Raw genomic sequence first — 22,565 nt, 5'->3', positions numbered from 1 at the left:
CACCCGCCTGGCCCGCAGTGGGCCGCATCAGGAACGTGTACGCACGGATCATCCAGCCCACCCCCCTCGGTCCTTGTCGTCAACGTAGTGCAGGCAACTGACAACGCAGCGAACTTTGGCGCTGCGCGCCTCCGGCACGAGGATGCGTTTCCCTCCCCGGCTGAAGCCGGGGATACCCACGCAAGATCAACGGATGGGAGTGGCTGGAGCGGGAGTTGAAGCGGGGCCCGCTCGCGCACGGCTGGGACGGCGAGTTCCACCGCGAGTTCAATCTGAGTTACGGCCGCCGACAAGGCCCGGTTCGACGGGCGGTGTCATCCATACTTTCTCCTGGCAGACGTTCAGCGGGAGGCGCTTGCCGTGGGTATCGGTCAAGGGGACCAGCACGGCGTCATCGCGTGGATCGGCGTGCGGTGGGAGAGCCTGTAGCGCGCTCGTCTCGGGCGGCAGATAGCAGTTTCCCATCGGATCCCGAGCTTCGCTGTAGCGCAGGTTGACCCGTACTGAGCGTCCAGGGGCAAGCGTCCATCGCGGGCCGGCGCCTGGTGTGGTCGGTGAGGCGATGGTGTCCTCCGCCTTGCCGTTGAAGACGCGGACCCAGGGATAGCCATCGAAGGTGCATGTGTGGCGTGCGGTGTTGGTCGCGGTGAGCTGGGCCACAGCGAGTTGGCTGGACGTCTTGTTCACGGGTTCGCCGAGGCGGGTGAGAGTCCACTTCAGTTGCGCGGTAAGGCACTTCTTGGGGGCCTTCTTTCCCCCTGCCTGTGAGGTGGTGGATGCACCGCTGCTGGTGGCGGCGTGCGGCTGATCGGATTCCCGGGTGGTGCAGGCGGTCATGGCCAGCACCATGCCGACCGCGACTGTTGCGCCGGCTATCGCATGCTTGTTCATTGCCTACGTCTCTCCGTCCGCCGAGTTCGGTGATCTCGGCGACGCTTTCGTGTCCGCGTGGTGGTGGGACTGCTCGCCGTGCGCGGCGCCATCGCCTCGGTTCCGTCACCGGAAGCCCTCGTAGTTCGCGAAAACGGTGCGGGCTTGAAATCCGGAGACAGGGGCCTTTGCGTCTTCGGGTATGAGGATGCTGCCGAGGGCTTCCCCGTTCCCCGATGTGCTCTCCTGCGCGACGTGATCAGGCAGACGGTGGCAGACTGCGGCACATCGAAGCTCCGGTGCTTCAGGGCGACTTGTCGAGGTCACCCGGTCGACCGGAGCTTCGTTGCGTTGGGTATGGAGACGTCGGGGCATCGTGGCGCTGCTGTGAACAGCAACACCTACTTGGTCGCCGGGACTTTGGAATGTGCCGGATGACGCTGAAGACGATCCGGGAGGGCAGTACGGGCGGGCCGCAGAACGCCGTCCTCGCCTCGCACCTGGATCCGGATGGTGTCCCGGAGGACCTCGTCGGCAAGGCGGACCGCCGCTTCGCTGGTAGCCGCAGTAACGGCCACCAGCCCCAGACGGTCCCAGGAATCCTCGACCGGGCGGACCGTGTCGCCCGGCTTCACCCACATCTGGGCCGTCAGGACACCCGGCTGCGATCGCGCAACCTCTACTCCTGTTATGGATTCCACCCGTCCCGGGCCGCCGACAAGGAAGCGAACGGCGGCAGCGCTGTGCGCCCGCGGCGGCCGGGAGATCTCGGGCACCAGCCTGAACGGCCAGCCGAGCGCGTAGGTTTCCAGATCGAATCCGTAGGCACCGCGCACGAGTTCATTGATGGCGCCGCCGCCGAAACGGTTGTGCGACTCTATGACCACCGGCCCTCGCTCGCTGAGCCTGAACTCGGTGTGTGCGGGCCCGTCTCGCAGCTCCATGGCATCGAGGAACCGGCTCACGGCGTCAAGCACGCCGGCTTGGGCGGCGCTGTCCAACTGGGCGGGCATGGCGTGGGAGAAGGCCGCGAAGCTATCGGCGGCGAGATGCGTCTCGGTGATTCCGATCACCACGTGACGGCCGGCGAAGCTGAAGGATTCCGCGCTGAATTGAGGCCCGTCGACGTATTCTTCCATCATGAAGCCATTGACGGAGAATGGCATGTTCGTGCGGGCCATGGGATGCCCGTTCAGCGCGCTCACCGTGTCCCACGCCGTGTCCGCCGCTTCGGGGCCGGTCACCCGGAACACCCCGTAACTTCCCGTGCCGTTCGTTGGTTTGACGACGAACGGATAACCGTGCCGGTCGGCGAAATCGTCGAGGTCGCGTCGCTTCGCCAGCGGCGCCGCGGCGGCGGTGGCCGCTCCGTTGCCGGCCGCGACCAGGCGGCGGCGCATGGCCAGTTTGTCCCTGAAGCGCCTGGCCGCCTCGAGCCCGGTGCCGCCCAGACCGAACAGATCGTTGAGCAAGCCCGCGCCTTCCAGGCCGGGCTCCGTGAGGGAGACGACGGCGGTGAATCCCGTTGTGCTCCACAGCTCACGGGCCGCCGTTTCCAGCGCGGTCAGATCCGTATAGTCCACGACCCGGACGACGTCGGCCAGTTCGCACGGTGCCTCCGCAAGTTTCTGGGGATGCTGAAGCACGAGAACATGCAGGCCCAGGTCCTTTGCCTTCCTCACCGTACGGTCAGTGGCGCCGACGAGGAGCACCGTCGAATCCGCTTGCACGCTTCCTCCGCTTCTTCCGGGGCGACGATGAGATGGGGAGAGACAGGCCGGCCGGTCAGGGCATCCACGCCATCTTGGGCAGTGCATCATGCGATCTCGGTGACGCTGTCGCGGCTACCACATGAGTGTCGGCGGGTACATCCGTCAGGACGAGGGCCTGTGCCCCGATCACTGCTCTGTCGCCGACAACCACCGGTCCGAGGACAGTGGCGCCGGCGCCCAGTACGGAACCGCTGCCGATCACCGGGTGGCGCCGTTCTCCGGGCAGCCTGCGGTTGTCCCGCCACCAGCCGACTGCTCCGAGGGTGACCTGGTGATAAATGGTGACGTCGTCGCCCACCACTGCCGTTTCGCCGATCACAACGGCCGCACCATGGTCGATCAGCACTCTGCGGCCCAGCGTGGCACCCGGATGGATCTCCGTACCGGTGAGCGCCCGGGCAAACGTCATCAGGGCGCGCGCGGTCAGCCGAGCACCTCGTTTGTGGAGCAGGTGCGCCACGCGGTGGACGCACAGGGCGGGCAGTGCCGGATGCAGCAGGGCTTCCGCGCGCGTTTGTATGGACGGGTCACGCTCGATGATGGTGCGGATGTCCTCGGTGAAAAGGCGGATCAGATCCGTCGGCGCGTAGTGCTGTGGCAGGTCGGGCTTCCGGGTGGGATCCGGCCGCCTGCGTTCAGCCATGAGCCTGGTGGCGAGGACGAAGCCCGCCTGCGCGTCGGCATCGTGCCGGGACGGATCCCGGCGGGATCGTCGTCGCCTGTTCATCGTGTCCTCCCGGCCGTGTGTCAGGAACCGTCGACGGGGTTACGCTGCGGAGGCCGGGACGGCCCACCGAGTGATCTCGTGGAGCGCTGCGTCCTTGCGCCCGCGCAGACTCATGGCGGTATTGCGTACGAGCGACTGGACCTTGCCCGTTCCCTGGTCCAGCAGGCCCTGGCGGCGGGAGAGGAGTACCACCCGAGCGGTGCGTTCCGCGCGTTGGCGCTGGTAGGCGCGAAGCGCGGTACCGAAGTCGCCACGACCGCCGTTCACGACGTGCGTGCGCAGCTCCGAGGCGAGGACGACGGCGTCTTCGAGCGCCATGTTCGCCGCTTGTCCGAGGGCCGGGGCCATGGGATGTGCCGCGTCGCCGAGCAGGACCACGCGGCCGTCCACCCACCGCGACACGGGGTCACGATCGTGGACGTCCGTGACCGCGACATCGGCGGGGTCGCTGCTGGTGATCAGCCGCACGATCGGGGCGGGCCATCCGGCGATCAGCTCCGCCAGCCGTCGTTGCGCCGCCTGCGGGCCGAGCTGCCGCCAGGTTCCGGGTGGAGCGGTGATCTTGGCCGTCCAGTAGAGCGTGCCATCGGCAACCGGAGCGGCGAATATCTGAACGCCGTTCCCGTTGGCCACGAAGCCCTGGGGCCACGGCCAGCTGCCCGCCGTGTGCCCGCGCACCGATGTGTAACCGCAGTACCGGGGCGGTCCGTCTGCGAGCATCTGCCCGCGCACGGCCGACCAGATCCCGTCCGCGGCCACCAGCAGGTCCGTGGAGTGGGTGCTGCCGTCGGACAATCGCAAGGAGACCGGGCCGCGATCCGTCGCGTAGTCGCACACCACCGTGCCCATCCGGACCTCGACACCGGCGCAGGAGACGTCGTCGATCAGCGCTTCCTGTACGGCTGTGCGCAGGATGGAGATCGACGGAGTTCCGTCGGGCCAACCCAGTCGGCCGATCTTCTCTCGCGCGAGGATCCGGCCGGAGGCGCTGAGCAGCACCCGCTCCTCATCCGGCCGGATCACATGCCCGGATTCGCGGATGCGCCGGCCGAGCCGACTGCTGATGGCGTCTGCGGCGGCAACGCCGTTCGGGTAGAGCATCAGGCCTGAGCCCGCGGGCTCGAAGCTCGGTGCGCGTTCGAGGACCGTCACCTCGAGGCCACAACGTGCGAGTGCCGCCGCTGCGGCCAGCCCGCCGATGCCACCACCCACGACGGTCGCGGTGAACCGCTTGGCCGTCATGGCCGCGCCGCCAGGCCCGCCGGATTGTCGGTGCTCCTGTCATCCATGACTACAAGGATGTTGGATCCGGGCCGTTCATCCATCTCTGATATTGCTCAGCCGAGTGGCGCACGCGAGGTGGCGAGGACGCGCGGACCGCGGTGGTGGGTACGAACCCGGTTCAGGGCGCGGACCTGTTCGTCGGGTCGGAGACTCCTCACGGCCTTGGAGCTGCCGGTCGACCCGTAGGGCGACGTCCTCGGGCTTCGGGTCGCCGAGTCCGACCAGCGCGGGGTCGGTGTCCGCGCGTGGGCACGCAGGCCGGCGAGGTCGGTCGCCTCAAGGCCGTCGACGTCGGGCGTCTCGCCGCGCCGGCGCTGTGTGGTCACCAGGAGCGAGCCGTCCAACAGGGCGTCGACATGGGTGAGTTGGGCGCTCCAGTGTTCCTGGTCGCGGCGGATGGGAACCGGGGAGCACGCGGTCGTGCCGCCGAGCAGGCAGGCCCAGAAGACGGGTCGTCTGGTCCGGGGGGTGAAGATCGGGCCCGCGGTCGCCGGAGCGCCGGTGACCCGGCCGGACCAGAGGAGGCCCGGCAGGGCCTCCTGCGCGTTGTCGGATCCGGGGGCGGCTGGTTAGTCCTCAGGCGGGCTCGGGGGCGCTGAACACCGCGACGCAGTTCTGGCCGCCGAACCCGAAGGCGTTCGCCATCGCCGTCCGCACGGGCATCCGCCGCGCGACGTTGGCCACATGGTCGAGGTCGCACTCGGGGTCGGGCGAGTCCAGATTGATCGTGGGCGGCACGACGCCGTCACGGATGGCCATGGCGCACACCATCGCGCCCAAGGCGCCCGCGCCGCCGATCAGATGGCCGACGCTCGACTTCGGGCTGCTCACGGCGATCCGGTCCGCCGCCGCGCCGAGTGCCGCGCGGATGGCCGCGGACTCGGTGCGGTCGTTGGCCTTGGTGGACGTGCCGTGGGCGCAGATGTAGTCGAGGTCCTCGGGCGCGATCCCGGCCCGCTGGACGGCGGTCCTGATCGCGGCCGCGGCGTACTCGCCCGTCGGGTTCGGGGCGGTGACATGGAAGGCGTCACAGGTCAACGCGGCGCCGTTGACGGCGGCGTACGGGGTGACCCCGCGTCGGCGGGCGTGCTCGGCGGACTCCAGGACCATGATCACAGCCCCCTCGCCCAGCACGAAGCCTTCCCTGTCCACGTCGAAGGGACGGCTCGCCCGAGTGGGGTCGTCGTTGCGCTGGGAGAGCGCACCCAGGGTGGACAGGCCGGTCATGAAGGACCGCGTGATCCCCGCGTCGGTGCCGCCGCAGACGACCACGTCCGCCTCGCCGGAGAGGATCAGGCGCCGCGCGTCCAGCAGCGCGTACAGGCCGCTCGCACAGGCCAGCGCGTTGGCGTTGACCGGCCCGTGGATGCCGAGGTCGATCGCCACCTCGCAACTGGGCATGTTCGCCAGCGAGTAGGGCACGAAGTAGGAGTTCGGCTCCTGGCCGTCGACCAGCAGCCGGGTGGCCGCCTCGATGGTGTCGAAGCCCGCCACCGCGGCGTTCACCACGACCGACACCCGGTCCCGGTTGTCGTCGTCGATGTCCAGCTTCGCGTCGGCCACCGCCTCGCGCGCCGCCACGACGGCGAAGGCCGTGAACCGGGAGATGCGCCGGGTGCGTTTGGCGTCAAAATGCTCGGAAGTCTGGAACGACTTCACTTCGGCGGCGATCCGGGTGTTCAGTCCTGTGGGATCGAAAGCGGTGATGGGCCCCACGCCCGACCGGCCCGCCACGATCGCTTCCCAGCTGCTCTCCCGGTCGTTTCCGACCGGAGTCAGCGCGCCTATGCCTGTGATTACGACGTCATCATGCATTGCACCGACAATACGCGGACCGATCCGCGCAGGCAATACTCTCCCGGCGGGGCTTTCCCGGCCGCCGGCCCGGATCTGGACAGCGTGTCGAGCCGGTGCCACAGTGGGAAATCACACAGGTCGAAGAAAGGGCCCGCCCCTTGCCGCAACCGCGCGTTCCGGTTCCTTCCGGGTGCTTGTCATGGCCTGCCCGAACCCTGGACACAGTGGTATTTGTGCAGGTCAGAGCCGCTTTCAACGGGTGCGGGACGGGATCGCACTCCCCTCGGCCCCGGGACCAGAACCTCCAACGCACCCCGAATTACGTGCGTTTTCTTCCCCTCTGACCGTGAGCGCAATTCCAGTATTCTTCGGGAATTCCTCAAGCATTTTTCCAGTGCCGTTCAAGGATTTGTCGAGTGCGACTGGAGAGAGTGTGAAAGCGCACCCGCATCGCCTGCGGCTCGCTTTCCGAGCAACCATGAGGAGAAACTCCATGTCCCAGTCCACTGAGGTGACTGCGGAGTCCGTGCACGGGCTGCTCCGCACCGAACTCGTCGCCCTCGGAATTCCGGAGGAAGCCACCTCCGCGGAGACCGTCATCGACACGCTGGAGATCGACTCGCTCGATCTCGCCGACCTGATGGTCACGGTCAAGCGTGAGTACGGCGTGGACATCCGGCGCGCCGAGCTGGCCGGGGTCACCGTCGGCGGGCTGGTGGACCGCGTCCTGGCCGGCGCCGACGGCCGCTGACGGCGACCCCGGGCCGCGAAGATGGCTGACACGGACGGTCCGGTGGCGGTGGCCGCGGGCACTGACGAGGTGCTGCGGCATCCGGCGGCGGGGACGCACCTGCTGAACGACCGGGAACGGGGGCGCCTCGCGCGGTTCCGCCGGGAGGCGGCCCGCCGGGACTTCCTCGCCGCGCACGTCCTGGTCCGGTTCTGCGCGGGGTGGCTGCTGGGCGTCGCCCCGGCCGAGGTGCCCTTCGCCCAGCGCTGCCCGACGTGCCACGGGACCGACCACGGCAGGCCGCTGCTCGCGGGCCGTCCTGACGTGCATCTGAGCCTCTCCCATGCCGACGGCGTGGTGGCCGCGGCCGCCGGTCGTGTCCCGGTGGGCATCGACGTGGAGCGTCTGGGGCGCGCCCACGACCCCGGGGTCATGGACCGTGCGCTCACCGCCGCCGAGCGTGCCCTGGTGACCGCGGACGCGGACCCGGGCCGCGCCTTCCTGCGTCAGTGGGTGCGCAAGGAGGCGCTGGTCAAGATCGGCAGGACGGATCTGGACGCGCTCGGCGGTCTCGACCTCTCGGAGCTTCCGCTCGACGGCCGGGTGGACGGGGCGCCGCTGCGCTTCGAGGACCTCTACGTCACGGACCTGACGGATTCCCGCCTGGGCGCCCTGGTCTCGGCGGTGGGCACCGAACCGGTCCGCCTGGACGCCGCGTTGCCGTCGGCCGCGTTGCCGTCGCCCTGATTCCAGCGGCAAGGCGACCCAGCCGGCGTTCGACGTGAGGCACTGTCCCCGGCTACCGGCTTCATTCGCAGTGCTCCGCCCTTCAGGGCGGGGGTGAAGCGAATCTTTAGCCCGCTCTGACCTCAGCCGTGGGCACGGATCTGCGCTGTTGACCCGCGCCCACGACAAGGGTCAGACCGGTCGGTTCAGGTTCTCGATGTACTGCTTCACGATCGACAGCGGAGCCCCGCCGACCGACCCGGCGTAGTACGAGCCGGACCACAGTTTGTTGGCCCTCCAGTAGTGCTGTACGAGGTCGGGAAACTCCTGCCGCAACCGACGGGAGCTGACGCCCTTGAGGCTGTTGACCAGCTTGGACAAGGCCACCTTGGGCGGGAAGTTCACCAACAGGTGGAGGTGGTTGGCCTCGCTGTTGAACTCCTTCAGCTCCACCTCGAAGTCCCCGCAGACCGCCCGCATGATCTCTTCACATCGCTTCAGGTGACGGTCGGCGAACACCTTGTGCCGGAACTTCGTCACGAAAACCAAATGAGCGTGCGGGTTGAATGCACAGTGCCGACCAGTTCTTATCTCTCCGTACTCAGCCATAAACCAAATATGTATGATGATCGACATGCAGTTGAGGTATAGCTTCCGTCTGTACCCGAACGGTCCTCAGCGTGCCGCACTGGCAAGGGCGTTCGGGTGCGCCCGCGTCGTCTTCAACGACGCGTTGCGCATCCGCAAGGACGCCCACCAGGCGGGGAGGCCGCACCCGAAGATCGGGGACCTGTCCAAGCAGGTCATCACCGAGGCCAAGAAGACCGAGGCACGGGCGTGGCTCGGCGAGGTCTCCGCCGTCGTGCTGCAACAGTCCCTCCGGGATCTGGACACGGCGTACTCCAACTTCTTCGCCTCCCTCAAGGGCACCCGCAAGGGGCCGAAGATCCAAGAGCCCCGGTTCAAGTCCAAGCGAGACAACCGGCAGTCCGTTCGGTTCACCGCGAACGCCCGATGGTCGGTCACGACCGGCGGTGACCTGCGCCTGCCGAAGATCGGGGACGTGCGGGTGAAGTGGTCGCGCACCCTGCCGTCCACCCCGTCCACGGTGACCGTGATCAAGGATGCGGCCGGTCGTTACTTCTGCTCGTTCGTGGTCGAGACCGACCCCGAGACGCTGCCCGCCACGGACAACGTGGTCGGCATCGACCTGGGCCTGACGCACTTCGCGATCCTCTCCGACGGTACGAAGATCGACAGCCCCCGCTTCCTGCGCCGGGCCGAGAAACGCCTCAAGCGCGCACAGCAGTCCCTGAGCCGCAAGGCAAAGGGGTCGAACAACAGGGAGAAGGCCACGCTCCGCGTCGCCCGCACTCACGCACGGACGGCCGACGCACGGCGCGAGTTCCACCACCAGCTCTCCACCAAGCTGATCCGCGAAAACCAATCGGTCGCAGTGGAAGACCTGGCAGTCAAGGGACTGGCCCGCACCCGCATGGCCAAATCCGTACACGACGCCGGATGGTCCGCGTTCGTCGCGATGCTGGAGTACAAGGCCGCCAAGTCCGGCCGCACTTTCCACCGCATCGGACGCTTCGAACCGACTTCTCGGGTCTGCTCGGCCTGCGGCGTCAAGGACGGCCCCAAGCCCCTCCACGTCCGCGTCTGGACGTGCGGGGCCTGCGGGACCGCCCTGGACCGAGACATCAACGCGGCGGTCAACGTCGCCAAGGCGGCCGGACTGGCCGTGCCAGCCCGTGGAGCGCAGGTAAGACCGGTACCCGTACCGGCCCAGCGCGTTGAAGCAGGAACCCACCGAGACGGTCAGCCGACCGTGGTAGGAATCCCCGCCCTTTAGGGCGGTGGAGCGGAAGTCAACGCAGCCGCCTCAGATGCCTCAGATGCCTCAGATGCCGATGATCTCGAACGGCATCGTCGGCACGCCGTGGAAGCGTGCGCCGAAGCGCTTGTGCTTGGTGGTGAGGTAGCCGGCGACGTCGGCCATCGGGTTGTCCGGCGGCAGCGACGCGAGGTAGCCGGCGTGTGCGGCCAGTGCCTCGATGCCGGCGTCCATCCCGTCGGTGACGTCGACGGCGTGCCCGGACGCCGGGGAGCCGGCGACCGCCACGCAGCGCACGCCGGCCCACGGCGGGAAGCCCTCGTCGACGAGTTCGGGGAAGACCCAGGGATTGCCGGCGTCGGTCGCCGCGTCGAGCAGGGCGACGCCGACGTTGCGGTGGTCGGGGGTGTTCCAGTCGCCGCTGCGCCAGCGTTCGTGGAGGTTGATGGTGACCAACACGTCCGGGCGGTACCTGCGGATCGAGCGCGCCAGGTCGCGGCGCAGCGGCAGGCCGTACTCGATGGTGCCGTCCGGGTGGTCGAGGAAGTCCACGTCGCGCACCCCGACGGCGGCCGCGGCGCGCAGTTGTTCCTCGCTGCGCATCGCGGCGGTGGCCTTCGGGTCCATGGTGGCGATCCCGGCCTCGCCGCGGCTCACCAGGGTGTAGGCGACGTACTTGCCCTGCGCGGTCCACCTGGCGACCGCGCTCGCGGGTCCGTACTCCAGGTCGTCGGGGTGCGCGGCGACGCACAGCGCGCGCTGCCAGTCCTCCGGCATCGGTTCGTAGGGCTCGGTCATGTCGCCTCTTCGGGGTGCGCGTTCGGGTTCACGGACGGGTCTCGGCGGCGGCCTGCAGGCACTCCTCGAAGAAGGCGAACGCGCTCAGGTGATAGGAGCGTGCGGCCAGGCCGAGGCTGATGTTGTGGCCCGCGCGGGGCTGGTGCCCGATCCGGAGCACGGGTGCCTTGGTCAGCCGGGAGGCCAGATGGTCGAGGTCCTGCTCCTCGTGCACCCACCAGCCCTCGTGTTCGGCGAAGGTCAGCCGCAGCGGGATGTCGATCCGGGGGGCCAGGTCCTCGAACATCTCCGGCCACAGGTCCACTTCGGAGGCCTCACGCTCGGGCATGGGCGCGACGAGGGCCTCGGCCGCGCGGAAGGTGCCCGCCGGATACAGGCCCAGCGGGCCCCAGTTGCGCTCCCAGTCGAGGTTGCGGCGGAGCCGCCGGCCGGTGGGCGCGACGCTGAAACGGTGGCCGACGCCGGAGGCGTCGAGGGCGAGCAGGCCGGGGGTGTCCGCGACGGTCGTGAGGGCGAGCTTGCCGCCGTAGGAGTGGGCGAGCAGCAGAAAGCCCCGCCCGACGGCATGCCGTGCGGCGAAGGCGCCGAGCGCCGCGGAGAGTACGGCGGACTGCTCGGCGAGGGTCATGCCGGCGGGTATCTGCCGAGCGGACCTGCCGTAGCCGGGCCGGTCGAGGGCCAGCACGGTGAAGCCGAGGCGGGCGCCGAGGGTGAGCAGGGACAGGTCGGGGTGGACCTGCCCGTCGAAGTAGCCCGCGAGCATGCCGCCGCCGTGCACGGCGACGACGGTGGCCCGCGGCGGGCCGTCGGGCGGCTCGGCCAGCAGGCCGGACAGGGTGAGGCCCGCTGCCTGGAGGAGGATCGGGCGTACCCCGGCCGAGTGGGTCGGCGGCGGCTTCTTCTTCCGGTCCGTCCTGGACACGCTCATGGGTGGTCCTTGTCGGTCGGCGGTGGGCGGGGCCCGGGCCTCCGGGGCGCCGGCTGGGGGCGCCCCGGTGCGGGGGTCAGGCGAGCTGGCGGGCGAAGGTGGCCATGTCGAAGTAGAGCGTCTCGTCGATCAGCACGTCGCCGTCGAAGTGGAAGAAGATCGCCACAGGGGCGTCGACGGTCTTGCCGCGGTTGGGGATGCCGCGCCAGTCCGCCTCCTGCTTGGCGCGGAACTGGGCCTCCACGATCACGGCGGTCGGCGTGTGGTGGACGTGGAACAGGCTGTGGTCGGCGACCGGGAAGGCCTTCTGCAGTTCGGCGAAGTAGCCCTTCTTGATGGCCTCTTCACCGATCAGCGGGGACTCCTCGAACGGGATGACCCGGTACACGCCGCCGCGCGGGAACGTCGCGATCACTCCGTCGATGTCCCAGGCGCCCTCGGCGACGGTGTGCTCGATGACGACCGCCTCGCGCCGCTTGCGCAGCTCCTCGTCGGGCTGCGGCAGGTCCGCGCCGGGCAGAGTGAACTCGTGCTCCTCGGTGGCCATGGGGGCTCCTTCAGACGGTGGCTGGTTCGGTTCGTTCGGTGACGCTAGGCCGCTCCCCTCGCCTGTCCCTCGCGCTCCGCTGGAGCGCGAGTGCCGCTCGTGCGCGGCCCGTGAAGGGCGCAGGTCCGGCGGGCCCCGGACCGCCGGGCAAGCGGAATGAGCCGCTCCGTCGGGGCAGAGCAGGAATCGAGGAGCGCTGCACCGGCCGGAGTTAGTTTTCCGGCCACGGAAGGGACGGGTGGTCTTCGATGGAGATCCGGATACTGGGATCGATAGAACTGTGGACGGGCAGCGCCCTGGCCGACATCGGCCCGGCACGGCAACGCAGCATCCTCGGCGCCCTGTTGGTCGATCCCGAGCGGCCGGTGCCGCTGGAGTCCCTCGTCGACCGCGTGTGGGGGGACCGGCCGCCCGCCGGGGTCCGCAACGTCGTCCACACCTACGTCACCCGGCTGCGCCGTGCGCTCGCCCGTGCCTCGGCGGAACTGCCCGAGCCGATCAGCCTGGTCAGGTCGCCGGCCGGCTACCTGGTCTCGACGGATCCCGGCGCGGTGGACCTGGTGCGGTTCCGCCGCCTGCTCAAGGACGCCCAGCAGGAGACACTCGGCGACCAGGAACGCAGCGTGCTGCTCCAGCAGGCCCTGACCCTGTGGCGGGGCGACGCGCTGGGCGGCATGCACAGCGACTGGGCGGCGCGGGTCCGGGAGACGCTGCGGCAGCTGCACCACGAGGCACTCAGCCAATGGGCGGACACCGAGATCCGGCTGGAGCGCCCGGCCGCCGTCCTCGCGGAGCTGCGCGCCGCCCTGCTGACCGACCCGCTCTCCGAGCAGCTCGGCGAACGCCTGATGCTCGCCCTGTATCTGGAGGGCCGCAGCGTCGACGCCCTGGAGCACTACCAGTCGATGCGCGCGCTGATCGCCAAGGAACTCGGCACCGACCCCTCGCGGCGGGTGCAGCAGCTCTACGAGACGATCCTGCGCGGCGAGGCGGCCGCTCCCGCCCCGTTGCCCGAGCGGAGCGCGGAGCCGCACGGCGGTGGGACGCTTTCCGTCCCCGCCCGGTCCCCGTCCGCCGTACCGCACATGCTGCCGCTGGACCTTCCCGACTTCATCGGCCGCGAGCGCGAACTCGACCTGGTCCAGCGGACCCTGACGCACCCTTCGGCCACCCAGCCGCCCGCCGTGCTGGTCGTCGGCGGCGGCGGGGTCGGCAAGACCGCGCTGGCCGTACGCCTGGGGCACCGGCTCCGGTCCGCCTTCCCGGAAGGGCAGTTGTACGCGGCGCTGCGCGGCAGCGGCGCACGTCCGGCAGATCCGCACGCGATACTGGGGCGGCTGCTGCGCGCGCTCGGGACGGACCCGGACGAGATCCCGGCCGATCCCGACGAGCGCGCCGAGGTCTACCGGCTCGCCCTCGCCGGGCGCCGGCTGCTGATCACGCTCGACGACGCCTTCGACGACGAGCAGGTGCAGCCGCTGCTGCCGGGCAGCGGGGACTCCGCGGTGCTGCTCACCAGCAGAGGCCGGCTCAGCACACCGCTCGGCGCCCGCGTCCTGAACCTGGCCGAGCTGCCGCACGGGCACAGTGTGCGGCTCCTGGCCCGGTTACTGGGCGGCGAGCGGGTCACCCAGGAGCCGGCCGCGGCCGCCGCGATCGCCCGGTACTGCGGTGGGCTGCCGCTCGCCCTGCGCGCCGCCGCCGTACGGCTCAACGCCCGGCCCCACTGGTCGCTGCGCCGCTACGCGGACCGGCTGAGCGACGAGGGGCGGCGGCTCGACGAGCTGACGCACAGCTCGCTGAGCGTGCGCGCCAGCTTCACCGCGTCCTACAACGCGCTGCCCGACGACGCCCGTGAGGTGCTGCGCTGCCTGGCCGACCTGACGGTGTCCGAGTTCGACGCCGATCTGGCGTGCCCGGTGCTGGGCAAGGACTTCGCCACGGTCGAGGACGCCTGCGAGCAGCTGGTGGAGGCCCACTTCCTGACCGTGGCCGAGCCCGCCGTGGCCGACCTGCCCACCCGCTACCGGCTGGACGGCCTGCAGCGCAGCTTCGCGGCCGGGCTCAGGACGGGCCACGCCGACGAGCCGGCCGAGGCCGTCCAGCCCTCCGCCTAGTGCTGTCGCAGCACCAGCCCCCCTCCCGGGCCCTCCCGGGGGCGTCCGTCCAGGGCCCGTCGCCACACCCGGTTCATGGGCGCCGACCTGGGATTACACCCCCGGTCAAGAGGCGCTCCAGTCCCGTCAAGACGCGCTCAAGGCCTGCGCCCATCCCCGTGTCCGAGGGTTGCTGCGAAGGCCCCGAAGCGACAGGGCAGGACAGAGAGGGACCGCAATGGCTCTTCCGGACGCTCCCCAGGCCGTGCTGCCTGACCTCGACGACACCGACCCCGAGAGCACGGCACCGGTACGCACCGCGACGATGACGGATCTGACCGACGAGCTCACCGCCCGCCGGGCGGAGGCCCACTTCGGCCACGACCCGGAGGCCGACGCCCGCCATCTCTCCAAGGGCAAGCTGCTGGCCCGTCAGCGCATCGACACGCTGCTCGACCCGGGCACGTTCACCGAACTCGGCCTGTTCGCCGAGCACCGGGCGACGGGCTTCGGCATGGAGGACTCCCACCCCGAGGGCGACGGAGTGATCACGGGCTGGGGCGAGGTCGACGGCCGTACGGTCTTCGTCTTCGCCCATGACGCCCGGGTACGCGGCGGCGCGCTGGGCGCGACGTTCGCCGCGAAGATCCATCAGCTCCTCGACCTCGCCGACTCGGTCGGCGCCCCGGTCATCGGACTCAACGACGGCGGCGGCGCCCGTATCCAGGAGGGCATCGACGCCCTGGCGGGCTTCGGCAAGCTGTTCGCCCGCAACGTCCGCGCCTCGGGCGTGGTGCCGCAGATCAGCGTCGTGCTCGGTTCCTGCGCGGGTGGCGCGGTCTACTCCCCCGCGCTCACCGACTACACGTTCATGGTCGAGGGCATGGCCAACATGTTCATCACCGGGCCCGACGTGGTGCAGGCCGTGACGGGCGAGAAGATCACGCAGGAGGAGCTCGGCGGCGCCTACACCCACGGCACGCGCACCGGCGTGGCGAGCTTCGTGGCCTCGGACGAGGAGTCCTGCTTCGAGGGCGTCAGGGAACTGCTCTCCTACCTGCCGTCGAACAACGCCGAGACGGCGCCGTACACGAGGCCCCTGGACGAACCGGACCGGCGCTGCGAGGAACTGCTGCGCCTGGTGCCGGTCGACGACCGCACGCCGTACGACATCAGGACGGTCATCGGCCACATCGTCGACGACGGCGACTACCTGGAGGTCCAGGAGCGGTGGGCGCCGAACATCGTGTGCGCCCTGGCCCGCCTGGACGGTCACACGGTGGGCATCGTCGGCAACCAGCCCGCCGCCATGGCGGGGGTGCTCGACATCGACTCCTCGGAGAAGGCCGCACGGTTCGTGCGCACCTGCGACGCGTTCAACATCCCGCTCGTGACGTTGGTCGACGTGCCGGGGTTCATGCCCGGGACCGAGCAGGAGCACAACGCGATCATCCGGCGCGGCGCGAAGCTGCTGTACGCGTACTGCGAGGCGACGGTGCCGCGCGTGCAGGTCATCCTGCGCAAGGCGTTCGGCGGCGCGTACATCGTCATGGACTCCAAGTCGATCGGCGCCGACCTGTCGTTCGCCTGGCCGTCCAACCAGACGGCCGTGATGGGCGCCGACGGCGCGGCCAACATCATCTTCCGCCGGCAGATCAACGCGGCGGCGGAACCGGACAAGGAGAAGGTGCGCCGCGAGCTGGTCGCCGAGTACACCGAGCAGCTGATGAACCCCTTCGTCGCCGCCCGGCGCGGTCACGTGGACGACGTCATCGACCCGGCGGACACCCGGCGGGTGCTGATCAAGTCCCTGGACATGCTGCGCACCAAGCGGGCCAGGCAGCCGCTGCGCAAGCACGGCAACGAGCCGCTGTGAGCACGCCACCGGCCACCCCGCTGTCGGTGCTGCGGGGCAACCCGACGCCGGAGGAACTGGCCGCGCTGCTGGTCGTGCTCACCGCGGTGCGCCGTGCCCCCGACCCGCAGGAGACACCGCAGGCCGCCGGCCGCGGCTGGGGCAGGCCGACCGCCTGGAACCGCCCCGAGCCGGCCACCGCACCCGACGCCGCCGGCTGGCAGCGCACCCCCGCACCGACTCACGGAAGGAGTACCTGATGACCGGTCGGACCGGCTTCGACGGTCACGGCACGCAGACCGGCTGCCTGGCCATGTTCCCCGGACAGGGCTCGCAACGGCCCGGCATGGCCACGCACCTGCTGGAGGCCTACCCCTCGGCCCGGCGGCTGTTCGCCCGTGCCGACGAGATCCTGGGCCTGCCGCTGTCGCGGATCTGCGTGTCCGGAAGCGCCGCGGAACTCGCCCGCACCGAGATCACCCAACCCGCCATCGCCACGACCAGCCTCGCCGTGTGGGAACTGCTGCGGACGGCCGGCTACCGGCCCGAGGCGACCGCGGGCCACAGCCTCGGCGAGTACCCGGCCCTGGTGGCCGCCGGGGTGCTGTCCCTGGAATCGGCCCTGGAACTGGTGCGGTTGCGGGGCCGGCTGATGGGCGAGGTGGCCGCTGAGGTGCCCGGCGCGATGGCGGCCGTCCTCGGCCTGCCCGCGGAGAAGGTGCTGGCCGCCTGCGCCGACGCCGACGGCTTCGGCCTGGTCCAGGTCGCGAACTACAACGAGCCGCTGCAGACCGTCATCTCGGGGCACGTCCGCGCCGTCGAGGAGGCCGGCCGGGTCGCGCTGGACGCCGGCGCCGAGCGGGTCGTGCCGCTGAAGGTGGGCGCCCCCTTCCACTGCTCGCTGATGCAGGCGGTGGAGGAGGAGTTCACCGAGGCGCTCGCCGCCCACCCGTTCGCCGATCCGGTCCTGCCGGTGATCAGCTCGGTCTCCGGCACCTACGTCCGCTCGGGCGAGGAGGCCAGGCAACTGCTGCGGCGCCAGCTCACCGGCCCCGTCCGCTGGGTCGACGTGCTGCGCACGGCCGCACGGCACCCGGTGAGCGCGTACACCGAGATCGGCCCCGGCCGGGTGCTCAGCGGGCTCGCCCGCCAAACGCTCGACGAGGTCCGCACCCGCTCCAGCGGGGACCCGCGCCGCCTGACGGCGCTCCACTCCTCCCTGGCCTCGGACACCTGGCAGGAGCCGCTGGCGTCCTGACACCCCGACAGCCGCCGGCCCGCCGCACCATCCCGGCCCGTCCACCAGCAACAACTGTTCACGAAGGGTAAGAACACATGTCGTACGAGGAGAAAGACTTCTCCACCATCGTCCAGGACGCCGTCGCCGACGCGCTGGGCATCGACATCGAGGAGGTCGTGCCCGAGGCCACCCTGCTGGGTGACCTGGACGCCGAGTCCATCGACCTGCTCGACGTCCTGTTCCGCATCGAGCGGGCCTCGGACGTGAAGATCAAGGTCGCGGACATCGCCGAACTGCTCCAGGGCGGCATCCCCGACGAGGAGTTCGCCGACGAGGACGACATCATCAACGAGGTCGGCCTGGCGCAGCTCAAGAAGTCCCTGCCGCAGATCGACGTGCAGGAACTGGCCGGCAAGCTCACGGCGGACGAGGTACTGACCCTGTTCACCGTGCAGAACCTGACGGACCTGGTGGCCGAGCGTGCCTCACTCGCCGCAGCCGCTGCATGAGCCGGGCGCGGGGCGGTCACCCGGCCGCCCCGACCCGCCGCCCCTGCGGGTGCGGACCGGCATGGACCTGACCGTGGTGGCCCGGGTCGAGGAGCTGATGGCCTCGCAGCCCGGGCTGCGGGAGCAGGTGTTCACCCCCCGCGAGCTGGCCTACTGCGACCGCCGCAAACGGACCGGCGAACACCTCGCGGGCCGTTGGGCCGTCAAGGAAGCCGTCATCAAGTGCCTCGGGACCGGAATGACCCCGCGCATGGAGTGGACGGACATCGAGGTCGTCAACGACCGCGGCGGACGCCCCCGGGTACGGCTGCACGGCGAGGTGGAGTCCGTCGCCCAGGCCCTCGGCATGCACCACATCGACATCTCCCTGAGCCACAGCGGAGGTCTCGCCGTGGCCCACGCCGTCCTGGTGTGCCTGACCGGCCCGGCCGACCCGGCCCCCGGCTCCGGGCCGCCCACCCGCACGACGCCGGACACGGCACCCCACAGCACACACACGGCAGAAGGAGACGATCCGCATGAGGCTTGACGGCCGGACCCCGCAGCTCGGCCTGGGGCGGTCCACGACCGAGGGAGGCCGATGATGCGGTCCCACCTGACCGACCGCGCCGGCAGCCGGCCGGTGCCGGGGACGGAGGCGCTGCGATGAACCGCAGAGTGGTCGTCACCGGCATGGGTGCCGTCACGCCGCTCGGCAACGACGCCGAGAGCACCTGGCAGGGCCTGGCCGAAGGACGCAGCGGTGTCGGGCAGTTGACCTCGATCGACACCACCGGCCACGACGTGACCATCGCCGGCGAGGTCAAGGACTTCGACCTCGCCGACGCCGTGCCCGCCTCGGTCGGCCTGCGCCATCTGCTGCGGCCGGGCACCTTCGGCGTGGGCGCGGCCTGGGAGGCGCTGCGCAACGCGGGCGTCGGCAAGGACACCTACGACGGCGCGGACATGGGCGTGGCCATGGGCGCCAGCGTGGACCGCCCGAACCTCCAGTGGCTGGTGGACGTCGGGGCGCTGCGCGAGGAGACCGGCCGCGGCGACGCGTTCTTCCCGTACGCGCCCTCGGACTCGCTGTCCTACAGCCAGAGCGTCCCCACCGCCGCGATGGCCAGGATGCTGGACGCGACCGGCCCGATGCTGGGCGTGTCCACCGCCTGCTCGGGCTCCGCGCACGCCATCGGAGAGGCCTTCCGCACCCTTCAGGAGGGTGACGCGACACTCATGCTCGCGGGCGGCTACGACTCGTTGACGTCCTGGCTCGACCTGGTGGGCTTCAGCCTGCTGGGGGCGCTGACCAAGGAGTACAACGACGACCCCACGCGGGCCAGCCGCCCCTTCGACGGGAAGCGGTCCGGGTTCGTCCTCGGGGAGGGCGGCGTCGCGTTCGTCCTGGAGGACCTGGAGGCGGCCCGCGCCCGCGGGGCGCACATCTTCGCCGAGATCCTGGGCTACGGCACCAGCCTCAACGCCTGGCGGGTCACCGACTCGCCGCCGGACGGCAGCGGGGCCATCGAGTCCATGCAGACCGCGATCGCGGACGCCGGTCTCGAACCGGCCGACATCGACTACGTCGCGGCACACGGCACCAGCACCCACGGAAACGACCTGTCGGAGACCACGGCGATCAAGAAGGTGTTCGGCGACCACGCCTACCGGCTGCTGGTCAGCTCGCCCAAGTCGATGGCCGGTCACCTCACCTCGGCGGGCGCCGCGTTGAGCGTGTTCGCCGCGATCGGGGCGATCAACCACGGTCTGGTGCCGCCGACCATCAACCAGGAGACCCCCGACCGCAAGCTCGACCTCGACTTCGTCCCCAACACGGCGCGCAGGCACGACGTGCGGCACGCCCTCATCAACGCCTTCGCCTTCGGCGGCACCAACGTCGGCCTGGTCGTGGGGCGTTACGAGGACGAAGGCGCCGAGAAGACGGAGGAGCACCGATGAGCGGCACCGGACGCCAGGTCGTCGTCAGCGGCATCGGCCTGCTGACCGCCCTGGGGGAAGGCCCCGAGGCCAACTGGAAGGCGATGGTGGCGGGCGAGTCCGGGATCGGCCCGATCCGGGCCTACGACCCGTCGCCGCTGCAGACCCGGCTGGGCGGCGAGATCCCCGGCTTCGACGCCACCCGGTTCGCCAGCAGGCGCCAGCTGCGCACCATCAACCGCGGCGACCGCCTCGCGCTGGCCGCCGCCCGGCTCGCCCTCGACGACGCGGGCCTGCCGCACAACCAGGCCGGGGGCGAGGAGCTCGGCCACCGGGCCGGCCTCTACCTCGGGGGCAACAAGTCGATCGGCCGCATGGACCAGCTGATCGAGGAGCTGAAGGTCATCCGCCGCCCGGACGGCCGGGCCGACCTGGCGCACCTCGGCCGGCGCGCGGACGTCATCATGCCGCCGCTGTTCTTCGTCGAAGGGCTGCAGCCCGGCGCGGTGTTCAACATCTCGCAGACCTACGGCATCCGGGGCGCCAGCGCGTTCTTCGCGGGCGGCGCCGACGCGGGGGCCACCGCGATCGGCCGGGGCATGCGCGCGGTGCGCCGCGGGGACGCGGACGTGGTGATCGCGGGCGGCTACGAGGACGCCACCGACTGGTGGGCGATGACGCTGCTCGACCGGCTCGGCGTGCTGACCACGCGCAACGACCGCGGTCAGGCGGCGTACCGGCCCTTCGACCGGGAGCGCAGCGGAGCGGTCCCCGGCGAGGGTGCCGCGCTGCTGGTGCTGGAGGAGAAGCAGGCGGCGCTGCGCCGCGGCGCCCGCATCTACGCCGAGCTGACCGGCTACGGCGCCGGCCACGACTGCGGTACGCCGCCGGCGCCGGACGGCCAGGGCCGGGGCCTGTCGCGGGCGGTGCGGCACGCGCTGCGGGACGCCCGGCTGTCCGCCGGCGACCTCGGCTACGTCGCCGCCGACGGCTCGGGCACCCGGCTCGGTGACGCCTCGGAGAGCGCGGGACTGCGCACCGCGCTGGGCTCGGCCGCCGCGTCCGTGCCGGTGAGCACCGTCAAGCCGCAGACGGGTCATCTCGTCGGCGGCGGCGGTGCGCTGAACGCCGCCGTGTGCGCGCTGGCCCTGCACCACGGGGCGCTGCCCGCGACGCTCAACCTCGACGACCCCGACCCGGCGTGCGCACTGGACCATGTCCGCGGCAGCGCCCGGGAGGCCAGGCCCGCACACGCGCTGGCGCTGGCCCGGGGCATCGAGGGCCAGGCCGTGGCCCTCAGCCTGTCCAGGCCCGCGTGAGCGGCCGGGCAGGCCTGTCCAGAAAGGGAAGCAGACGCATGAGTGACGTTCCGGACCAGGCCGTCCGCGTCGTGGTCGCCGCCGTGGGCGCGATCACCTCGCAGGGCGGTTCTGCCGAGGCCCTGTGGGACGGGGTGCGCGCGGGGCGGGTCGCGATCTCGCCCGTGCGCGGTCTGCCCATGGACGGCTACCAGACCACCGTGGGCGGCGAGATCACCGAACGCCCCTCCCCCGCCTACGACTACGCCCCGGGCTCGGGCGTCCGCGACTCCTCCGTGGACTTCGCGCTGACCGCCGCCGAGGAGGCCATGGCCGCCTCGGGCCTGAAGGTCGCCGTGGACATCCCGGCCGAACGCTGGGGCGTCGCCTATGGCACCTGCCACGGCGGCTGGCGCAGCGCCGAACTCGCCCTGCGCGAGGTGCAGGAGGGCCGCACTCCCGACTGGCACCGGTACACGTTCGTACCGCCGCAGGCCGCCGCGGAGGCGCTGTCGGCCGCCTTCGGCCTCAAGGGTCCGGTGCTCAGCGCCAACACGGCCTGCGCCTCCAGCGCGCACGCGCTCGCCCACGCCCTGGACGTGATCAGGGCGGGACGCGCGGACGCGATGCTCGTGGGCGGCAGCGACGCCTTCACCGAGTCGGCGTTCGCCGGGTTCAGCAGCCTGGAGTCGCTCTCCGTGCAGCCCGCGGCCCCTTACTCCAAGGGCCGCTCGGGCCTGTCGCTGGGCGAGGGCAGCGGCATGCTCGTGCTGCTGTCGCAGGCGGCGGCCGAGCGGACCGGCGCCCCGGTCGTCGCCGAGGTGCTGGGCTACGGCCTGTCCGCGGACGGCCACCACCCGACGGCGCCGCACCCCGAGGGGGAGGGCGCGGCGCGGGCGATCCGTGCGGCCCTGTCCTCCTCGGGCCTGACCCCCGACGACGTCCGGTACGTCAACGGGCACGGCACCGGCACGCAGAAGAACGACGCGGCGGAGAGCAACGCGGTGCGTGCCGCGTTCGGCGAGGCCGCCCAGAAGACCTCCCTGTCCAGCACCAAGTCGCTGATCGGCCATCTGCTCGGCGGGGCCGGTGCGGTGGAGGGCATCGTCACGGTGCTGGCGCTGCGCGACCAGGTGGCGCCGCCCACCGCCTCCTTCGCCGGGGAGGATCCGCAGTGCGGTCTCGACCCGGTGGCGGGGACGGGCCGCCCGATGGTGCTGGACACCGCGCTGTCCAACAACTTCGGGTTCGCCGGGGCCAACGCCACGGTCGCCTTCGCCCGCCCCGGCGGCCCCGCCGTGCCGGCTGCGGACTCCGGTCCCGACGACGTCGTGGTCACCGGCTTCGGTGTGATCACCTCGGCGGGTGAGGGCGCCGAGGCGCTCTGGAACGCGTACGCGGCCGGGCACCGGCAGGGTGTTCCCGAGGACGGACTGCGCCTGGCCCGGGTCGAGTTCGACCCCTCGGCCGCGGGCACCGCCCGGGAGCGCCGGCGCATGGACCGGGTCTCCCAGCTCGCCGTCGCCGCCTGCCGGGCCGCCCTGGGGCCCGCGACTACCTGGACCTGCTGACCCGGGCCCCGGAGCGGATCCGCACCTGCGCCGGCGCCGGCTGCGTCCTGCACTACT

The 22,565-nt window shown here is 71.1% G+C and carries 21 protein-coding genes and 1 pseudogene; 13 read left to right on the top strand and 9 right to left on the bottom strand.

Translation table 11 applies throughout. From position 1 onward, the window contains the following. Positions 1-194: 194 nt before the first annotated feature. Positions 195-314: pseudogene (locus ACWEN3_RS15435) on the top strand (IS630 family transposase); the annotation flags it as partial. On the opposite strand, the gene ACWEN3_RS15430 reads toward ACWEN3_RS15435, so the two are convergent. The 5 genes from ACWEN3_RS15430 to ACWEN3_RS15410 all read right to left on the bottom strand — a co-directional run bounded on the left by ACWEN3_RS15430 (position 268) and on the right by ACWEN3_RS15410 (position 6,468). Then, entirely contained in the window at positions 268-837 is a 570-nt protein-coding gene (locus ACWEN3_RS15430) for a DUF4232 domain-containing protein (protein ID WP_452970407.1), read from the bottom strand. The pseudogene ACWEN3_RS15435 and the gene ACWEN3_RS15430 sit on opposite strands and share 47 nt — an antisense overlap. Before the next feature lie 434 nt (positions 838-1,271). Continuing rightward, the gene (locus ACWEN3_RS15425; protein WP_452970400.1) at positions 1,272-2,600 is read right to left on the bottom strand and encodes an ATP-grasp domain-containing protein; all 1,329 of its coding nucleotides are present in this window, start codon (positions 2,598-2,600) and stop codon (positions 1,272-1,274) included. Positions 2,601-2,655: 55 nt separating this feature from the next. Beyond that, positions 2,656-3,216, bottom strand: a complete 561-nt coding sequence (gene epsC / locus ACWEN3_RS15420; RefSeq protein ID WP_452970404.1) for a serine O-acetyltransferase EpsC — start codon at positions 3,214-3,216, stop codon at positions 2,656-2,658. Between the two features lie 192 nt (positions 3,217-3,408). Beyond that, positions 3,409-4,611, bottom strand: coding sequence for an FAD-dependent oxidoreductase (locus ACWEN3_RS15415; protein WP_452970397.1), 1,203 nt, complete (start codon positions 4,609-4,611; stop codon positions 3,409-3,411). A 618-nt stretch (positions 4,612-5,229) separates the two neighbouring features. Further along, positions 5,230-6,468, bottom strand: coding sequence for a beta-ketoacyl-[acyl-carrier-protein] synthase family protein (locus ACWEN3_RS15410; RefSeq protein WP_452970395.1), 1,239 nt, complete (start codon positions 6,466-6,468; stop codon positions 5,230-5,232). 475 nt (positions 6,469-6,943) lie between these two features. Between ACWEN3_RS15410 and ACWEN3_RS15405 the strand changes: the two genes are divergently transcribed. Beyond that, entirely contained in the window at positions 6,944-7,201 is a 258-nt protein-coding gene (locus ACWEN3_RS15405; RefSeq protein ID WP_452970392.1) for a phosphopantetheine-binding protein, read from the top strand. A gap of 21 nt (positions 7,202-7,222) precedes the next feature. Next, complete coding sequence (locus ACWEN3_RS15400) at positions 7,223-7,927, top strand: 4'-phosphopantetheinyl transferase family protein (protein WP_452970389.1); 705 nt, start codon at positions 7,223-7,225, stop codon at positions 7,925-7,927. Between the two features lie 171 nt (positions 7,928-8,098). Here the strand turns inward: ACWEN3_RS15400 and tnpA are convergent, their stop codons facing one another. Beyond that, positions 8,099-8,515 carry an IS200/IS605 family transposase gene (tnpA, locus tag ACWEN3_RS15395; RefSeq protein ID WP_452970402.1) on the bottom strand — a complete coding sequence of 139 codons (417 nt, stop codon included), beginning with the start codon at positions 8,513-8,515 and terminating at the stop codon, positions 8,099-8,101. A gap of 25 nt (positions 8,516-8,540) precedes the next feature. On the opposite strand from tnpA, the gene ACWEN3_RS15390 reads away from it, so the two are divergent. Then, on the top strand, positions 8,541-9,764 hold the full coding sequence (locus tag ACWEN3_RS15390) for an RNA-guided endonuclease InsQ/TnpB family protein (RefSeq protein WP_452970386.1): 1,224 nt from the start codon (positions 8,541-8,543) through the stop codon (positions 9,762-9,764). Positions 9,765-9,812: 48 nt separating this feature from the next. Here ACWEN3_RS15390 and ACWEN3_RS15385 read toward each other — a convergent pair whose 3' ends face one another. From ACWEN3_RS15385 to ACWEN3_RS15375, 3 genes are all read right to left on the bottom strand, one after another. Continuing rightward, complete coding sequence (locus ACWEN3_RS15385) at positions 9,813-10,544, bottom strand: PIG-L deacetylase family protein (RefSeq protein ID WP_452970383.1); 732 nt, start codon at positions 10,542-10,544, stop codon at positions 9,813-9,815. Between the two features lie 28 nt (positions 10,545-10,572). Next, positions 10,573-11,472: an alpha/beta hydrolase gene (locus tag ACWEN3_RS15380; RefSeq protein WP_452970380.1), complete on the bottom strand. Its 900-nt coding sequence runs from the start codon at positions 11,470-11,472 to the stop codon at positions 10,573-10,575. 76 nt (positions 11,473-11,548) lie between these two features. Continuing rightward, the gene (locus ACWEN3_RS15375) at positions 11,549-12,019 is read right to left on the bottom strand and encodes a nuclear transport factor 2 family protein (protein WP_055705649.1); all 471 of its coding nucleotides are present in this window, start codon (positions 12,017-12,019) and stop codon (positions 11,549-11,551) included. Between the two features lie 248 nt (positions 12,020-12,267). Here ACWEN3_RS15375 and ACWEN3_RS15370 point away from each other — a divergent pair, with 248 nt between their 5' ends. From ACWEN3_RS15370 to ACWEN3_RS15330, 9 genes are all read left to right on the top strand, one after another. Next, positions 12,268-14,136, top strand: a complete 1,869-nt coding sequence (locus ACWEN3_RS15370) for a BTAD domain-containing putative transcriptional regulator (RefSeq protein ID WP_452970378.1) — start codon at positions 12,268-12,270, stop codon at positions 14,134-14,136. A 217-nt stretch (positions 14,137-14,353) separates the two neighbouring features. After that, positions 14,354-15,991 (top strand): acyl-CoA carboxylase subunit beta, encoded by a 1,638-nt coding sequence (locus tag ACWEN3_RS15365; protein WP_452970375.1) that lies wholly within the window; start codon positions 14,354-14,356, stop codon positions 15,989-15,991. Further along, positions 15,988-16,230 carry an acyl-CoA carboxylase subunit epsilon gene (locus ACWEN3_RS15360; RefSeq protein WP_452970372.1) on the top strand — a complete coding sequence of 81 codons (243 nt, stop codon included), beginning with the start codon at positions 15,988-15,990 and terminating at the stop codon, positions 16,228-16,230. The genes ACWEN3_RS15365 and ACWEN3_RS15360 overlap by 4 nt, the downstream gene beginning before the upstream one ends. Then, the gene (gene fabD, locus ACWEN3_RS15355) at positions 16,230-17,228 is read left to right on the top strand and encodes an ACP S-malonyltransferase (RefSeq protein WP_452970370.1); all 999 of its coding nucleotides are present in this window, start codon (positions 16,230-16,232) and stop codon (positions 17,226-17,228) included. Before ACWEN3_RS15360 ends, fabD begins: the two co-directional genes overlap by 1 nt. A 77-nt stretch (positions 17,229-17,305) precedes the next feature. Then, positions 17,306-17,719 carry an acyl carrier protein gene (locus tag ACWEN3_RS15350; RefSeq protein WP_452970367.1) on the top strand — a complete coding sequence of 138 codons (414 nt, stop codon included), beginning with the start codon at positions 17,306-17,308 and terminating at the stop codon, positions 17,717-17,719. After that, positions 17,691-18,248: a holo-ACP synthase gene (gene acpS, locus ACWEN3_RS15345; protein ID WP_452970364.1), complete on the top strand. Its 558-nt coding sequence runs from the start codon at positions 17,691-17,693 to the stop codon at positions 18,246-18,248. The genes ACWEN3_RS15350 and acpS overlap by 29 nt, the downstream gene beginning before the upstream one ends. 116 nt (positions 18,249-18,364) lie before the next feature. After that, the gene (locus ACWEN3_RS15340) at positions 18,365-19,660 is read left to right on the top strand and encodes a beta-ketoacyl-[acyl-carrier-protein] synthase family protein (protein ID WP_452970361.1); all 1,296 of its coding nucleotides are present in this window, start codon (positions 18,365-18,367) and stop codon (positions 19,658-19,660) included. Continuing rightward, the gene (locus ACWEN3_RS15335) at positions 19,657-20,958 is read left to right on the top strand and encodes a beta-ketoacyl-[acyl-carrier-protein] synthase family protein (protein WP_452970359.1); all 1,302 of its coding nucleotides are present in this window, start codon (positions 19,657-19,659) and stop codon (positions 20,956-20,958) included. Before ACWEN3_RS15340 ends, ACWEN3_RS15335 begins: the two co-directional genes overlap by 4 nt. 38 nt (positions 20,959-20,996) lie before the next feature. After that, a complete protein-coding gene (locus ACWEN3_RS15330; RefSeq protein WP_452970358.1) occupies positions 20,997-22,508 on the top strand; it encodes a beta-ketoacyl synthase N-terminal-like domain-containing protein in 1,512 nt (503 codons plus the stop codon). Positions 22,509-22,565 lie beyond the last annotated feature (57 nt).

This window comes from Streptomyces sp. NPDC004561, assembly GCF_053602155.1.
This window is presented reverse-complemented; position numbering and strand designations above follow the sequence as displayed.

Coding starts and splice junctions, on each gene's coding strand:
- ACWEN3_RS15430 (WP_452970407.1), bottom strand. CDS start 837: ATGACCGCCTGCACCACCCGGGAATCCGATCAGCCGCACGCCGCCACC.
- ACWEN3_RS15415 (WP_452970397.1), bottom strand. CDS start 4,611: ATGACGGCCAAGCGGTTCACCGCGACCGTCGTGGGTGGTGGCATCGGC.
- ACWEN3_RS15410 (WP_452970395.1), bottom strand. CDS start 6,468: ATGCATGATGACGTCGTAATCACAGGCATAGGCGCGCTGACTCCGGTC.
- ACWEN3_RS15405 (WP_452970392.1), top strand. CDS start 6,944: ATGTCCCAGTCCACTGAGGTGACTGCGGAGTCCGTGCACGGGCTGCTC.
- ACWEN3_RS15400 (WP_452970389.1), top strand. CDS start 7,223: ATGGCTGACACGGACGGTCCGGTGGCGGTGGCCGCGGGCACTGACGAG.
- tnpA (WP_452970402.1), bottom strand. CDS start 8,515: ATGGCTGAGTACGGAGAGATAAGAACTGGTCGGCACTGTGCATTCAAC.
- ACWEN3_RS15390 (WP_452970386.1), top strand. CDS start 8,541: ATGCAGTTGAGGTATAGCTTCCGTCTGTACCCGAACGGTCCTCAGCGT.
- ACWEN3_RS15385 (WP_452970383.1), bottom strand. CDS start 10,544: ATGACCGAGCCCTACGAACCGATGCCGGAGGACTGGCAGCGCGCGCTG.
- ACWEN3_RS15380 (WP_452970380.1), bottom strand. CDS start 11,472: ATGAGCGTGTCCAGGACGGACCGGAAGAAGAAGCCGCCGCCGACCCAC.
- ACWEN3_RS15375 (WP_055705649.1), bottom strand. CDS start 12,019: ATGGCCACCGAGGAGCACGAGTTCACTCTGCCCGGCGCGGACCTGCCG.
- ACWEN3_RS15370 (WP_452970378.1), top strand. CDS start 12,268: ATGGAGATCCGGATACTGGGATCGATAGAACTGTGGACGGGCAGCGCC.
- ACWEN3_RS15365 (WP_452970375.1), top strand. CDS start 14,354: ATGGCTCTTCCGGACGCTCCCCAGGCCGTGCTGCCTGACCTCGACGAC.
- fabD (WP_452970370.1), top strand. CDS start 16,230: ATGACCGGTCGGACCGGCTTCGACGGTCACGGCACGCAGACCGGCTGC.
- ACWEN3_RS15350 (WP_452970367.1), top strand. CDS start 17,306: ATGTCGTACGAGGAGAAAGACTTCTCCACCATCGTCCAGGACGCCGTC.
- ACWEN3_RS15340 (WP_452970361.1), top strand. CDS start 18,365: ATGAACCGCAGAGTGGTCGTCACCGGCATGGGTGCCGTCACGCCGCTC.
- ACWEN3_RS15335 (WP_452970359.1), top strand. CDS start 19,657: ATGAGCGGCACCGGACGCCAGGTCGTCGTCAGCGGCATCGGCCTGCTG.
- ACWEN3_RS15330 (WP_452970358.1), top strand. CDS start 20,997: ATGAGTGACGTTCCGGACCAGGCCGTCCGCGTCGTGGTCGCCGCCGTG.